Here is a 15567-nt window from a genome sequence, read left to right as displayed (position 1 = left end):
AGGGGTCAGACCTAGATAGGGTTGTCCGACCCCTCAGCCGGGGTCCTTCCCTTTAGACACACCTATGAATACCCTACGGCATGACCTTCCTAATGCGTAACCCCTGAGGGAGGTCATCAATAATCGCACTGAATATCATCAATTTTAGAGGATCCCAGCCCCCTCGGTCGGAGGGCGTAGCCCGAACGACCAGGGGAGATACGCCCCCCTCCCTACTACCTCCCCTCATGGGATGTCGGACAATCATATCTAGAATCCATCATTTACTCTCAATGTGTCTACATTTTCAGGAATAGAGGAGATGGAGTGTCTACACTTTCAGGAATACTATGGTACACCGTCCACATATTCCGTATGCGTGCGGAACGTATTCCGTAGCCCTGCGGAATCCATTCCGCACGCATACGGAATATGAGGTTGATGCAATAGATTATTTGGCAGGAAACGAACACTTGGAGAGACAGTTGCACAAAAGTGATTGGTCGCATGACTATGTCTGCCCCACAAGGGGTCGAGGATATACGTGTGCCATTGCTTACCCCCAGTCGTTTGGGGCTCTGCCCCTCCGACCTGTGCCTATGTAACACGGACCTCTCCGAGGTCCTTAACCCACGTGTTCTCCGTTGGATAGGGTCTTGACTGTCCCTATAGTCTTAATACCTGCAGAATAATAGCTCCTATGTAAGTATGTAAAAAGAGAGGTACACCCCATAGGAGTGTACCTCTCTCATTATACAAGAACCTTCTTTTATTAGAAGCGATAACCAGCAGTTACGAAGAATGCACTATTCTTGTTGGTGTCACCAAATTCTTTCTTACCAACAACAGGAATATCAACTGTATAGTTCTTGGTAACATCATACATACCAAACTGTGCACCTACAGAAAGCATTACACGCTGATACTCTAGACCAGCACCTACCTGAAGACCCCAATCAAATGGATTGCATGCACGGATTGACTTTCCTGCAATAGTAGTCTCCTTAAATGGATTGGTCTTGTCCTTATTATCACCAACCTTTGCAGATCCACCAACACCATAAGCTAGATAAGGACCAGCGTTAACAAAAGCATTAAGACCTTCGGTTACCCCAAAGCGTAGGTTAGCTAGGATAGGTAGGTCAACATAGTAAAGTGAATTCTTGATATCCTCCTTATCACCATAAGAGAAGCCCTTCATAGAGAAGTTAAGACCTGGCTGGATGCTTAGCTCCATAGCACCGGTATTCAACACACCGAAGTCTAGGGCCACACCTGCACGAGCACCAGAGGCGATCTTAGAATCTTTTACGCCACTAATGTTGGCACCTTGATATCCTGCACTTACAATCACACTTGGACGATACTGTGCCATTGCACCGATCGCAAAAACTGTACTAGCAATAGCTGCTAAAATAATCTTCTTCATCATTTACAATTTTCTAAGTTGTTTATAATACAAACAGTTAAGAGGGGCATTTCTAACGCCCATTCCCTTTCTATTCTAAAGCAAATGTAGGTATAAATTGGGAAAGAAACAGAGCAAGTCGTGCTCTTTTAACACAGATTGAAGAGAGATAACTAGCAATTACAATACTTATAGATTAAAAACCCCCTATTTAAGCCTTCTTAGCACAATTCACGCTTCTTACGAGGGCGATAAATCCGCTTCCACCATAGATAATAGCCAGTAATTGGTAGCGAAGCTCCTATGAGCATTGCCAAAAAGGTGAGCAGACGTGAAAAGCTACCGCCCCACCTTCCAAGATGAACAGATGAGATCCAGCCACTCACTTTCTCATACCTCTCCTTATCGGCATACTTGGTCACCTCCAGTAATTCCCCACTTATGGGATCAAAGCGGTAATCGTCCGTAGCTCTAGCATTGCCCCACCCAGAGAGTGATGCCTTCACCACTCCTTTCTGCACTCTCAAAGAAGCATACTTCTCCAATGGGATCTGCTTCACCGCTACACCCCACGCTACATACCCCTCTCCAATCTCTTGGATAGAGGCATGAGGTGGCTTCTCAGAAGGCTGAGAGGCACCAAAAAGCTTGTACATAGGCTTTTCAAACCAATCGTAAGTCCAAATAAGTCCCGTCACTGCGGAGCCCAGCAGTATCAGTGTAGCGAAAACGCCCAGTACCACGTGAAGGTCGTACCACAATACCTTTCGTCCACGGCCAAAGCGTATCTTCAGAGAGCGTCCTAACCTACTCCAGCGACTAGGCCACCACAAGACAATACCCGAGATCAAGATGAATACAAAAGCCCAAACAGTAACCCCTACCACCTGCTTACCGACTACTGCTTCCTTTGTGCCATCAAGCATCCGACGGTGAATGAGAGAGGCCGTGGTGAAAAAGGCGGAGCGCTCATACGCCCCTAGCACCTCGCCCCGATAAGGGTCGATAAAGACAAATTTACGATAAGGCGGTGCAATAGCCACCTCATAAGACTTACTGGGGTCGGGATAAATCGTTACTCCCGATATCTTAGCCCCTTCGGGCTGAGTCTCTAGCACCTTTGAGCAAAGCAGGCTCATCTCCATTGGCTCTCCCTCTGGCTCCACATAAACCAACGAAGAGTCACCTCTACGGATAAGGTCTTTCTCTATAATCAAGAGACCACCCGTTAGGCAGATCAACGTAATAAAAACCCCAAATGGCACCGAGAGCCAAAGGTGCACTTTTCGCAAGAATTGTTTCATAAATGATAATATTGTAAAGGTACTAATAGCTCTATTTGGAACAGCCTAGGCTACATCTCGGCAGAAGCTAGGCGCTCTGCATTCTCCGCCACGGTAAGAGCATCGATAAATTGCTGAACATCTCCATCCAGTACATCACTCAGCTGGTAGACCGTTAGCCCGATACGGTGGTCTGTCACTCGCCCCTGAGGGAAGTTGTAGGTACGTATCTTTGCCGATCGGTCGCCTGTACTTACCAAAGTCTTTCGCTTGGAGGCAATCTCATCGATATACTTCTGATACTCCATATTATATATACGTGTCCGAAGCTCCTCCATCGCCCGAGCCTTATTTTTCAGCTGCGACCGCTCATCTTGGCTCTGTACCACAATGCCAGTAGGGATATGCGTGAGACGAACTGCCGAATAGGTGGTATTCACTGACTGCCCTCCTGCTCCTGAAGAGCAAAAAGTATCTACGCGGATATCCGACTCCTTCACCTCCACATCAAATTCATCTGCCTGAGGCAATACAGCTACCGTTGCCGCCGAGGTATGCACCCGCCCTTGCGTCTCAGTAGCAGGGACCCGCTGCACACGATGCACGCCCGACTCATACTTCAGCTTGCCATAGACTCCATCTCCCTCCACCTTGAAGACAATCTCCTTAAATCCCCCCAACGTACCCTCACTAAATGAGGAGGTACTACACCTCCAGCCTTGGCTTTCGCAGTACTTCACATACATCTTGTAGAGGTCACCCGCGAATAGTGCTGCTTCGTCTCCTCCCGTACCGCCACGTATCTCCACTATTGCATCCTTATCGTCCTCAGGATCCTTAGGAATTAGTAGCAGCTTAATCTCCTCCTCCATCGTTGGCAGCTGCTCCCGAATCGCCTCAATCTCATCCTCAGCCATGTGCCGTAGCTCATCATCACTTTCCTCGGCAACTATCGTCTGAGCCTCCTCCAAATTAGCGAGAAGCAACCGATACTCGTCGCTCTTCTTCGTCAGGTTCTCCAGCTCCTTATACTCCTTGCTAAGGCGCATAAACCGCTTCTGATCACTGATCACACTTGGGTCAGTAATCAAGAGCTGAACCTCCTCAAAGCGCTCCTTTAGCCCCTCTGTTCTCGCTAGTATATCAAATTTCTTAGCCATTCGCTCTTAGTGGTATTCAAAGTGACCTAGAGGGGTATCAAGGATCAATTCATTTTGTGCTGCTTCCTCCACTCTACCTATCACCTTTGCAGGCACACCAAAGCTTTCAGAGAGCTTTATCAAAGTATTAGCTTCCGACTCTTGCAAGTAAACCTCCAGGCGATGACCCATATTGAATACTTTGTACATCTCCTTCGGTGGCGTCTTTCCCTCCCGAGCAATCACCTCAAAGAGTGGAGGGATCGGATGCCACTGATCCTTGATCACTCGCTTCCCTTGCACAAAGTGAAGCACCTTGGTCTGAGCCCCACCGGTACAGTGCACCATACCGTGGATCGCCCCACGCATCTCCTGAAGCATCTTGGCCACAATAGGTGCATAAGTACGTGTAGGCGAAAGCACCAATTTACCATAGTCTATATCCAAACCCTCCACAGGCTCTGTAAGCGTACGCTTGCCCACATAGACCACCTCATCGGGGAGAGCCCCATCAAAGCTCTCAGGGTATTTTCGTGCCACCTCCTTACCAAATATATCATGCCGAGCAGAGGTGAGCCCATTACTTCCCATTCCTCCATTGTAGCTCTCCTCATAGGTTGCTTGGCCGTAGCTAGCCAGACCCACGATCACATCTCCGCCCTTGATATTGGCATTGTCGATCACATTCGACCGCTTCATCCTACAGCTCACCGTGCTATCCACAATGATCGTACGTACCAAGTCTCCCACATCGGCAGTCTCACCACCAGTCGAGTAAATACCTACACCCAGCCCTCGAAGCTGCTCCAGGAGCTCCTCCGTACCATTGATAATGGCTGCGATTACCTCGCCAGGGATCAGACGCTTATTTCGTCCGATAGTGCTAGAAACCAATATATTATCCACCGCTCCCACGCAGAGAAGGTCATCAAGATTCATTACCAAGGCATCTTGTGCTATCCCTTTCCATACAGAGAGATCACCCGTCTCACGCCAATAGGCATAAGCAAGGCTACTCTTAGTCCCCGCCCCATCAGCGTGCATCAAGCTACAATAGTTGGGGTCACCGCCCAACAGGTCGGGCAGAATCTTGCAAAAAGCTTGTGGATAGAGCCCTTTATCGATATTCTTAATAGCGGCATGTACATCCTCCTTATCGGCAGAGACACCCCGCATCTGGTACATTTCTTTATTCATCATCTCATCTCATATATATATACTATGCAAAGCTACTAAAAAAAGAGTGATAAGGGTGGAAGGGGGTTGCAAAATAGTTGTAAAGAAGGTATCTTTATGCGACGATAACTAAACACCACACAAATACTATTATAGAGACTATTATGGAAAGAGATCTTCAGCTCAATATCATCAAGATGATACACCGAGAGGTGCTCCCAGCAACAGGGTGTACCGAGCCCGTGGCAGTGGCACTTACTGTGGCACACGCCTCAGCCATTCTACCAGGAGAGATTAAGTCTATCACACTCGACCTAAGTGCCAACATTCTGAAAAACGCTATGGGCGTAGGCATTCCTGGTACTGGTATGATAGGATTACCTATCGCCATAGCACTAGGAGCGGTGATAGCAGCACCCGAAAAAGAGCTCACCGTGCTAGACCACTTCTCGGAGGAGCAGTTTGCCAAAGCCAAAGCACTTATGGAGGCGGGCATCATCACCATCCGCCTAAAAGATGGAGAGGTAGATAAGCTCTACATCGAAGCCACCCTAGAGGATAGCGAAGGCCATACCGCCATTGCTATTATCGAGAAGAATCATACCGCCCTCAAGAGCCTCACCCTCGATGGTGTAGCACAGCAGGGACAGGGTAGCCACTCAGGTCAAGAGGACGAGGGCACCACACAGCCTTACGATGGCCCAGAAGTACCGCTCACATTCGACCTAGTCTACCGATTTGCCACAGAGATGCCACTTGAGGAGATCCGATTTATAGAGGAGGCAGCAAGGCTCAATAAGCATGCATCCCAGTACTCACTAAAGGGTCAGTATGGTCACTCCGTAGGTCGTATGATCAAAGGAGAATTGGGGCTAAAATACCTAGGAGACACCGCCTACACTCGTCTCCTTGCTAGCACCAGTGCCGCCTGTGATGCCCGAATGGATGGAGCTCCTGTAACCGTGATGAGCAATTCGGGAAGTGGCAATCAAGGGATTACGGCCACGATGCCAGTGCTTACCTTTGCTGAAGAAGAGGGCGTGAGTGAAGAAAAGAGGATTCGTGCATTGATGCTCAGCAACCTTATGGTCATCTACATCAAGCAGAAGCTAGGTCGCCTCTCCGCCCTTTGTGGCTGTGTAGTTGCCTCCACAGGCAGTGCATGTGGCATCACCTACTTGATGGGTGGAACTAAGGAGCAGATTGGCTTTGCCGTGAAAAATATGGTCGGGAACCTCACAGGTATGATCTGCGACGGAGCCAAACCTAGTTGCAGTCTCAAAGTGACCAGTGGCGTCAGCTCAGCGATGCTCTCCTCCCTCCTCGCCATGGAACACAAAGTGGTCACCAGCAACGAAGGGGTAGTAGATGATGACATCGACAAAAGCATCGACAACCTCACCTCCATCGGCCGTGATGCCATGACCGAAACCGATAAAGAGGTACTCCACATCATGACCCACAAAGGGAAATAACCCCTCCCAAGCAATTAAGTAAGCCCCCTTCTCCAAAGAGAGGAGGGGCTTTTTTTTACAAACTAAGCTCTTGTTGCTTTTTACCCCTATCAGTAGGACCAACTCGCTTTTGCAAAGATACTCCGAGGTCTTAGTTTAAGTAGAGATATTTGCTGAGAAATCGGCGAATCAATCCTTGTGACGTAATCATAGCTATCCAGTAGATTATTGCATTGGAGTGATAGCCTTAATCTTTTTGAAACCTTCCAATCCATAGAGCCACTTAGGAGGTGGAAATCAGGCTGAGAGCTATTTTCCTCCTTAGTAAAATGCCTCCACTCATAGCTGCACTCTAGATTTAGATTCGGAGACAATGCAAATTGAAGTGATAAGTCAGAGCCAACCTGTGCACTAGTATGCCAAGGGTTGCTGGAGCCTCTTTGAGATCGCACCTGTTGATAAGAACTCTTCCAGGAAACGACAAGCCAGTCAATACCTTTATAAATCACGCTCAGATGTGCCCAGTAGTTATGGAAATACCCTTGCGCGATAGTCCTATTGAGCGATGACGGGGTAGAAGTAAAGTTGTAAAGACCATCCAATACGATATTGACGCCTTGGTCAGTAAAAGATTTATCAGCTTTGATCTCGCCAGTTACCCCTTGTGAGTGCCCCTCATACCTGAGAGAGGTGAGGCTGGTAAAGCCATCAGGGGAGAGCGAAATATCTCTTACCAAGGGACTTCTAGTGTCTATGTACCTTAGGATTGCAGAACCAAAGAAGTAGCTGAATAGGTTGCTGTAGTTTAATTGAGCCATCAGATTCCATTGCTTCATCTTATAACTCTCTAGGTAGTCTGTTGCTTGCGACCTGTGGCTTAGTCTATAGGTCGAAGGGAAGTAGCTATTAGCCCTTGGTAGATAGTGTTTGTAGCTACTGCTTAAGATGTATTCCCAGCCCTCCCTACTCTTGTAACGGGCGCTCAAGTTTGGAGATAAATCCCAAAGGTATGCAGTCTGGTCAGCAATCCTCTGAGTAGTATGTGTCAGCGCTGCACCCAAGGTAAGTCGTCCTCGTTTCTGCATGAAAGGGATAGCCCATCGAGGGTTCAACTCCAATTCATTGTGTACCAACTCATTCTCCACCCTATCCACCTCATACTTCCTGATGAAAAGATGGTCGTCAATGGATATGGAAAGCGTCATAGACTTTGGCAAACCAATATGGGTTTCAAACCCATGCTTTGCCTGCCATTCGTTTTGGAAAAGTGGATTGTCCCACCCCTCAATCCCTAAGTGATTGCTCGACGCTCCATATAGAATTTTACTGTAGACTCTGCCTAGTAGACTACGATCCTCCTTAAGTGGAAGTGTGGTTTCGAGGTTATTCTGAAGCCACCAATAATTGTGCCGGGGTCGGTAGGTGAGCTCTCTCTTGCTTCCATATATATGATTAAATCGCTCGCTCCACCCCATGTCCGCCACCAGCTTATCACTGACATACTTATTACGGCTATTAAGCTCAAAGGCAAGTGTAGGGCAAAATCTCGTCAGTCCACTCTCGTTAATTCTCCGCTCACTGATGCTTTGATTAAGCTCTTTATAAAGCTCCGTCTCCTCTTCCTCTTGCCCCAACCAGTCGTGCCCACCAGTCAAGTTAAGCCTTAGTTGATCCTCTTCCGAAAAACTCAAGAGCCCATTGGTTGAGAGTTGCCAACTCCTATTTCGAATATAGTATTTGGCATCAATCGGTTTACCACCAATACCAGTAGAGGATCGAACGCCATTTTGTGGGGCAAGACTATTGAGTTCAGATACATTGATGCTGAGAGGCGTGTTGACACTTTCAGCCCTATGATTATCTGCAGCGCCGAGGATATAATACTGCAGGGGAGACTTACTCACCTTAGTAGCATTGGCTTTGCTTTCGTAGAGAAGGGGCTCATACCCTATACCACCCTCTATGTAGCCAAAGTACCTCGCCTTGTAACTCTCTTTCAGCACGATATTCATAGAGCTCTTGGACTCAGGCACAATACCTTGAAGTAGTTTGACATCCTGATACTGCTCTAGGATCTCTACTTTAGAAACAGACTCAACTGATAGGTTCTCCGTTGCAAGTGAATACTGACTCCCGAGCAGGTCCTTCCCCTCAATATAAAAACGTTTGATGGGCTCTCCTTGGTAATAGACCTTTCCGATTTCATTAATTCGTACCCCAGGCAACTTCTCCAATAAGTCACGGAGATAAGTATCTTTGGGTGTAATAAACGAACCTGCATTGTACACAATAGTATCGTTCTTACGCTGAATTGCAGGAATGGTATAGACAAACTCTGGAAGCAACTCCCCCTTTTCCTTCAAAGCTACCTGAATCACCTCTTTTTGGTTTCCCGATAGCTCTATCTCCTTCTCGTGATAGCCCATCTTCTTGATGCGTACTTTGTGGAGTTGATCGGTAGTGGGCAGATAAGCCACTCCAGAACTATTGGTGAGCACGTACCCGAGCTGATGACCAGAAGGGTCAAAATAGGTGAGCACAGCAGACCCTATAGGGCTATGGCTAGCCACATCTGATACCTCCACCTTCAGTTTTGCACTTTGTGCAAAAAGCAAAGAAGGGATAAAACAGAGGAGCGAGAGGAGTAGTCGCTTCGTCATGGATAGGTCAGTTACTTCAGTTCGATAGGATTATGTGGAATAGCCTTAGCCTCAAGCGGTTTTCCATCTCTTCTTCTCGCTTTCTGAGATATCATCCTTCCTGGGTCTTTGCGGTAGTTTTCCAATGCCCTCATCGCATTAGTACGAGAGGTTTTCATCAACCTATTATTGTCAAAATTAAACCCAATCTGATCCCCCAAGTTACCTTGTTGCATCTGGACGAGCGTAAATTGGTAGTCCATCTCCGTATCGTAAATCTCTACGATAATTCCTGGAAGCCCTCCAAACTTGTAAGGACCGTAGGGAAGAGCGACCTCAGTACTATACCACGCCACGTAATCTCTTCCTCTGAAGTGCATAGTCGCTTTCCGACAGTCCAAGCCCGAGATAGTTTTCTGATCATCCGATAGTTGCCAGTCGAAAGTAGGGATCTCTTCCTCATAGTAGTAATCGTTAAAGGCAATGGAGTTCAGTGCATAGATGATTTTATTTTGGTCGAGCAATGTAATCACCTTATCTTTCACTGAAGTTTTGAGTTTAAGTGCTACTCCCATATCCTCCCCCGCAGTTTTCCCCTCCTCCACATACGCTCTCTCAAGTGAATCGCATCTCAAAACGTTGTAGTCTTCGTACATCAATGCTTTATCGCCCACCAAAAGAATAGTAAGCGCCTCCTTCTTCACATCCTTAACCTCGTGATTAGGCCGGTAAAAAAGCTGATAATAGACCCGTAGATGACTCTTGTCAAATAGGGTCTTTGGGGTGGCTTCCAATTTCTTCTCCGTAAGCCAAGGGGCGTCGATAGTTTGTGCTGACAACCACTCAACTGAGAGAAGAAGTGCAACAGACACAAGAAAAACAGACTTAAGTACTTTCATATAGTTACCACAATTATAAATGTAAAACCAAATAACAATCCACCGCTCAAGCAACATTTTCACCCACTTAAAAAGTGAGGTGACGCTACAAACATACAAAGATTATTGAACCTGCCTTGTCCATAATTCAGTAAGGTGTAGTTTTTCTTTGAGGAGGGGGCTTTTTCTTGGCTCTACTCCACCATATAGATCTTAGCCTCGATACGCACCCACTCACCCCGCTCCATCACCTCCGTCACCTTGGCATAAAACTCCTTGCCCGCATCCATCAGACGGGAAATGATAAGGTTGAGCGTCCGAGGCACAAACCCAATCTGGTCGGCACCCATAAAGAGAGCAATCGCTTTTTCATCGTAGATATTCTTGGGTCTCCGCACCATCTTTAGCAGCGTGCCAGGAACGATCTGTGCCTTCAGCTCATGGATATTATCCACATGCGTAGTGCCCGCCACGATGATATCTAGTAAAAAGATCTCCCGCTTTGGAAGCCCCAAACTATTGATACCCCCTGTGCCAATCAGGGCAAGAAGCTTATCATTAAGTGGTGTGATACCGCCTTGCTCTGCCATAATCAAAAACCTTGTGATTCATACTCCTCCAAGAGCGTAATGATCTCCTGCATCTTCGCCTTACGCTCCTCCAATTGCCGGATCGTCTCCGCCAAGTCCCTTTGTCTTTGCTCCACCCACTGAGGGTCCGCTAGCTCCTTAGCAAAGGTATAAGGGAACGTCTGCCAAAGCTCCTCAATCTTTGCCTTTATCTTAGCAATCCGCCCCTTCAGCTGTTCTATCTCGTACTCTATCCCATTGGTCACATCTATCCCCTCCGTGGGGTGCTTAAAGAGCACCACATTATAGAGGTCCCGAATGCCATCAAGATCCCCCTCCTTATAGAGTTGCGTTGCCCTGCGAAATATCTCGATCATCTCCTCCGTTGCCTCTGGATGAAGGTCAGGGTGTACCAACTTCACTATGGTCTGGTAGAGCCTGCGTATCTCCTTACTCTCGTCGGGCGAAAGCTCAGGTGACTTGAGATACTCCTTGGCATAAAAGAGCTTCTCACTCTCCTGCCTCAGCGTTGCATTATACTCCTCCCGTACCCTCTCCAGCTCCTTATTCACACGCTCCACATCGGGCGTCTCGTCTCTATTCACATACTGGCGGAGCAAGCTTTCCCGCATCGAGAGTAGCTTTATCTCCAGCTGGAGCTGCAGCACCTCGTACTGCAACTCCCCCACCGCTTGCAGATACTCCGCCGAAAGCCGAGGACCCACCGTATTAATCAGGTCCTGATGCTCCGTATAGAGTTGCGAAAACTCTAGCGAAAGGAGCTTGTACTCCTCCCGCAATGCACGCTCACGAGGTGACCAATCTATCGTTGTCATAGGTTTATAAGTCCAATAATATCTTTTGTAAATATAGCAACATTCCGCTGGTATAGGAATTTATAGCTACTTTTGCACAGAAAGAGAACTATTTCCTCAAAAAGAGATACCGTATGAGCAAAGAGATATTGGACTTAAAAATGAAACTAGTAGAGCGGGAAGAGTACTCCGACCGCCTCTTTCTAGGACACTTCACACCAGTAGAAGCGGGAGTAAAGCTACCCCACTTCGCACCAGGACAGTTTGTGCAAGTTTGGGTAAAAGCACCCGATGGGCTACTTCTCCGTCGCCCCATCTCTATCTACGATAGCACAGAGCGAGTGCTGAGCCTACTCATACAGTCCGCTGGTAGAGCCACCCGGCTACTGATGCAGGCACCCATCGGAGCAGAGTACCAGATCCTCTTGCCACTTGGTAATAGCTTTGAGCTACCCCCCGCTGAAAGCCAACCCCTTCTAGTGGGCGGAGGCGTAGGTGTAGCCCCTATGTATGCTCTTGGCAAGGCGATGAAGCAACAGGGCATCGCCCCCAGCTTTCTTCTCGGAGCTAGAAGCCAAGCCCACTTCTCCAACCTCCACCACTTTGAGGAGCTAGGCACCCTCCACCTCTCCACCGAAGATGGCTCTCTCGGTAGCCAAGGATTCGTGACCGACCACCCTATTCTCCGTGAAGGTCACTTCACTCATATATATATGTGTGGACCTACCCCCATGATGAAAGCCGTTGCCCATTGGGCAAAGCAACAAGGGCTCCCAGCACAAGCTTCACTCGAGAATAGGATGGCATGCGGTATCGGCGTATGCCTCTGCTGTGTGGAACCGACTGCAAAGGGACACAAAACCGTCTGCCACGACGGCCCCGTTTTCAACACATCACAATTACTTTGGGAATAAAATAGAGCAGGTATGAAAAGGAATTTAGAGGTACAGATCGGGGAGCTACAACTTAAAAATCCCATCACTACAGCTTCGGGAACCTTTGGGGACGGGCTACTGATGGATAAGATATATGACGTGGGGAAGCTAGGAGCCATCTTCACCAAAGGCACCACCCTAGAGCCAAGAGAAGGCAATGCCCCACAGCGGATGGCTGAGACCCCCTCGGGCATGCTCAATGCGGTAGGACTCCAAAACCTAGGGCTACAGCACTACATCGACCACATCTATCCGGAAGCGATCCAACTAGGCACCGAGATCATTCCCAACGTTAATGGCTCTACCATCGACGATTACATCGCTGTTGCCTCGGCAATGAACGACCTCCCAGGCATCCACGCTATGGAGCTCAATATCTCTTGCCCCAACGTAAAGAATGGCGGTATGGCCTTCGGAGTTTCCGAAAAAGGCATCGCCGAGATTGTCTCGGAGATACGCAAAGTCTACCACCACACGCTTATAGTGAAGCTCTCGCCCAACGTCACCGACATTGCCAAGATGGCGACTATCGCCGAACAACACGGTGCCGACGCCCTCTCCCTCGTCAATACCTTCCTCGGTATGGCAGTGGATGCCGAGCGACGTCGCCCCATCCTCTCCACCGTTACCGGCGGTCTCTCAGGACCAGCTATCAAACCGATTGCTCTCCGTATGGTATGGCAAGTGGCAAAGGCGGTTCAGATTCCAGTGATCGGCATCGGAGGCATCACCAACGCTACCGACGTGATAGAATTTCTCCTCGCAGGCGCCACCGCCATCCAAGTAGGCACCTACAACTTCGTGGATCCCCTCTCACCTCTCAAAATGATCGAGGGGCTGCAAGCCTATATGGAGCGGCACAACATCACCGATATCCAAGAGCTCATCGGCGCCCTAGAGATCTAGCTTTCTCGTAGCAAATCAATGTATCTGGTTGTCCGGCAAGTCCGATAATGACGCACAGATAAACACAATATTTCAGGGGCGAAAAAGTGCCTTTGTAACCCACTGATACACAACCCCATAAAAAGCCATTAATTGAGATGCAACTAAGCAATCGGCGAGATGCAACTCGCCGATTGCTTAGTTGCATCTCCACTTTTGCTCTACTAGGCAGTCAGTTTTAGAGGAGAATGTTTGCACGAAGTGCCATTCTCGCACATTTGCTTCAAATGTGCTGAGACTTTGCACGAAGGATGAGATGCAAGGCCTGAGGATGAGGGCAAGGTGCCGTAGGGCACCAAGGCCCCACCTGGGTGAAGGGAGCGTACTCACGTACGTGACCTAGGCCGAATTCAGAAAGCAACGCCGCAGATCGCCTTCGTGCAACAGTCTCTTGGAAAGCATTGATTGACACAGATATTGAGAAGGGTCATTGAAGTGCGTATCTGCACCTCAACGACCCTTCTCTATATTAGCTACACTAGCAATAGCATTAAGAAGCCAAGCTTCTCTACTTCAGTGGCTTGGAGCTACTTGATCGCCACTGCCTAGCACGTAAGGCCGACACCCACACACCTCCGACGACCAACCACACCAAGAGCCCTATCCACGAAAAGTGGTGCACCTCGGGACGGAAGTAGCCATGTAGTGGAGAGGTAAAGGAGAGCTGGAAAGGCACTAGATACTTCGCAATAGAGCTCTCTTCCGAAGACTCAAAACGGAGCTCCTTCATCCGCCGAAGCGACCCCGCCTCTAAAGCGGTATATAGTGCTTCGCCATCGCGGCTCCTAATCACCGTCCAGTAAAAGGGATTGCCAAATATCGTCAGCTTATCCCGTGACAAGTCCAAAGGAGGCAACTCCGCCTTTACCAGTCGATAATCTGGGAGTGTAATGGCATAAAACTGGCCCTCTTTATCGGCCAAGAAACCCAGGAAGGCACGACTTGGGTACTCAGTCACAAAAAGCTGCTGGGGCTCCACACCACTGGGTAGTGCGATCTCTTTTAGATAGGGACGCCCCACCGCTTGTCTCAGATTAAAGAGCCTCCCCTTGGCATCAAGCAAAAGATACCCATGGTCGTACGGTTTCTTAGTGGTAGCATCGCCCGCCACTAGAGCGATCGGGAAGGTCACTCCTCTAGCTTCAAACGCCTTCTGAAACAGCTCCGACTTTGCCCTATCCACCTCATTACGACTCATATCAATAAATTCGATGCCCTTTTTCCCTAATCGAAAGACATCGCTCGGCATCTCGAGATAGACCCGCTTGGACATTGACTCTAATAAGAAATAGAGGGGTGTAATGTGGCAATTGATAGAGGAGGGATGCGATATAAAGATAAAGCTCTGCTCCTCTAGCATACTCGGTGAGACCGCCACACCATTGATACTATCGGGCAAACGTCCATCCATCACCAACTGGCGGAAATAAAATGATGGCAATACACTATCAAACTCACTCTCAGTGTATTCCCGCCCCGCATAGTCATAGTAGCGACTTCCATTCTCACCACTATTATCCAGCGATACAAATTCGCCCACCACCTCACTATAGAGGGTAAAAGGCACATAGTCGCCACCTCTTTGCATTAAAGCAGCCAACGAAGTAATCCCCCAAATCAGCATCAGTGCCGATACTACGCCCATCAATAGTTTGAAAAAGATTTTCATAAGCCTAGATTACTGCACACCCTCCTTAAAGCGATAAATAGATAAAATAGCCACGTAGCAAAGTAGAAGAGACCAAAGCCCCACCACCCACAATAGATCTTGATAAGCTCGAGGGGTCTCTGCCACGAAGTAGAGCGATACCACCCCGTAGCTCACTAGCATGCGTAACAACCGCCCGCGCCACGTAGGCTCCACTACTACCCAAGTAGCTACGCCATACATTGCCCATCCTGCCAAGAACCAAGGGGCGACACTAACCAGCAAATGGGTCACTAACTCTGGAGCCAAGATCCGAGAGAGGTCGCCCCATAGGATCAGCATCTGTACGAGGAAAAGTAAGCCCAGCACCACTGCTCCATACGAGAGCATCACGAAGGTAATCCTCCCAAGCGGTATTGGGAGATGAAGGGTGAGCTTCAATCGCTTTTGCACCATTTCAGGAGCCCACTGCACTACCGCTAGCACCAAGCCACACAATATAGGCTGATACTTGAGGGCATCTAGCAAAAGGACATCCTTTGAGAGGAGCACTTCCCAAAGATGAGCCACCCCACGCACAGCTACGATCCTACCTAGCGAGAGCAAGGCATACCCCGTTACTCCTAGCCCTAAGAGGGTGAGTAGTAGCACCGCCCACCTTGTCTTGATCCACTCCTTATATACCAATCCGTCTATCAT

At 48.5% G+C, this 15567-nt stretch carries 13 protein-coding genes; 3 read left to right on the top strand and 10 right to left on the bottom strand.

What is annotated here, in order from left to right:
* Positions 1-751 precede the first annotated feature (751 nt).
* From HMPREF3027_RS06495 to HMPREF3027_RS06480, 4 genes are all read right to left on the bottom strand, one after another.
* Complete coding sequence (locus HMPREF3027_RS06495) at positions 752-1411, bottom strand: porin family protein (RefSeq protein WP_070707711.1); 660 nt, start codon at positions 1409-1411, stop codon at positions 752-754.
* 197 nt (positions 1412-1608) lie between these two features.
* Positions 1609-2691 (bottom strand): PepSY-associated TM helix domain-containing protein, encoded by a 1083-nt coding sequence (locus HMPREF3027_RS06490; protein ID WP_070707710.1) that lies wholly within the window; start codon positions 2689-2691, stop codon positions 1609-1611.
* A gap of 50 nt (positions 2692-2741) precedes the next feature.
* Positions 2742-3830, bottom strand: coding sequence for a peptide chain release factor 1 (gene prfA, locus HMPREF3027_RS06485; RefSeq protein ID WP_070707709.1), 1089 nt, complete (start codon positions 3828-3830; stop codon positions 2742-2744).
* Positions 3831-3836: 6 nt separating this feature from the next.
* Positions 3837-5006, bottom strand: coding sequence for an AIR synthase related protein (locus tag HMPREF3027_RS06480; protein WP_070707708.1), 1170 nt, complete (start codon positions 5004-5006; stop codon positions 3837-3839).
* Positions 5007-5149: 143 nt separating this feature from the next.
* Between HMPREF3027_RS06480 and HMPREF3027_RS06475 the strand changes: the two genes are divergently transcribed.
* Positions 5150-6460, top strand: a complete 1311-nt coding sequence (locus HMPREF3027_RS06475) for an L-cysteine desulfidase family protein (protein ID WP_141756241.1) — start codon at positions 5150-5152, stop codon at positions 6458-6460.
* 89 nt (positions 6461-6549) lie between these two features.
* Here HMPREF3027_RS06475 and HMPREF3027_RS06470 read toward each other — a convergent pair whose 3' ends face one another.
* From HMPREF3027_RS06470 to HMPREF3027_RS06455, 4 genes are all read right to left on the bottom strand, one after another.
* Complete coding sequence (locus HMPREF3027_RS06470; RefSeq protein ID WP_070707706.1) at positions 6550-9099, bottom strand: TonB-dependent receptor; 2550 nt, start codon at positions 9097-9099, stop codon at positions 6550-6552.
* 11 nt (positions 9100-9110) lie between these two features.
* Complete coding sequence (locus tag HMPREF3027_RS06465; protein WP_168165880.1) at positions 9111-9977, bottom strand: GLPGLI family protein; 867 nt, start codon at positions 9975-9977, stop codon at positions 9111-9113.
* 173 nt (positions 9978-10150) lie between these two features.
* Positions 10151-10546: an HIRAN domain-containing protein gene (locus HMPREF3027_RS06460; protein WP_070707704.1), complete on the bottom strand. Its 396-nt coding sequence runs from the start codon at positions 10544-10546 to the stop codon at positions 10151-10153.
* Between the two features lie 2 nt (positions 10547-10548).
* Positions 10549-11361, bottom strand: a complete 813-nt coding sequence (locus HMPREF3027_RS06455) for a J domain-containing protein (RefSeq protein WP_070707703.1) — start codon at positions 11359-11361, stop codon at positions 10549-10551.
* 113 nt (positions 11362-11474) lie between these two features.
* Here HMPREF3027_RS06455 and HMPREF3027_RS06450 point away from each other — a divergent pair, with 113 nt between their 5' ends.
* Entirely contained in the window at positions 11475-12254 is a 780-nt protein-coding gene (locus tag HMPREF3027_RS06450) for a dihydroorotate dehydrogenase electron transfer subunit (RefSeq protein ID WP_018028541.1), read from the top strand.
* 12 nt (positions 12255-12266) lie between these two features.
* Positions 12267-13181, top strand: coding sequence for a dihydroorotate dehydrogenase (locus HMPREF3027_RS06445; protein ID WP_070707702.1), 915 nt, complete (start codon positions 12267-12269; stop codon positions 13179-13181).
* 547 nt (positions 13182-13728) lie between these two features.
* Here HMPREF3027_RS06445 and HMPREF3027_RS06440 read toward each other — a convergent pair.
* Positions 13729-14889, bottom strand: a complete 1161-nt coding sequence (locus tag HMPREF3027_RS06440) for a DUF4857 domain-containing protein (protein ID WP_070707701.1) — start codon at positions 14887-14889, stop codon at positions 13729-13731.
* Positions 14890-14898: 9 nt separating this feature from the next.
* Positions 14899-15567: a hypothetical protein gene (locus HMPREF3027_RS06435; protein WP_018028538.1), complete on the bottom strand. Its 669-nt coding sequence runs from the start codon at positions 15565-15567 to the stop codon at positions 14899-14901.

It is taken from the genome of Porphyromonas sp. HMSC077F02 (genome assembly GCF_001815465.1).
GTDB lineage: Bacteria > Bacteroidota > Bacteroidia > Bacteroidales > Porphyromonadaceae > Porphyromonas_A > Porphyromonas_A somerae.
Note: the sequence above shows the minus strand (reverse complement) of the source record. Positions and strands in the feature narration are given on the sequence as shown.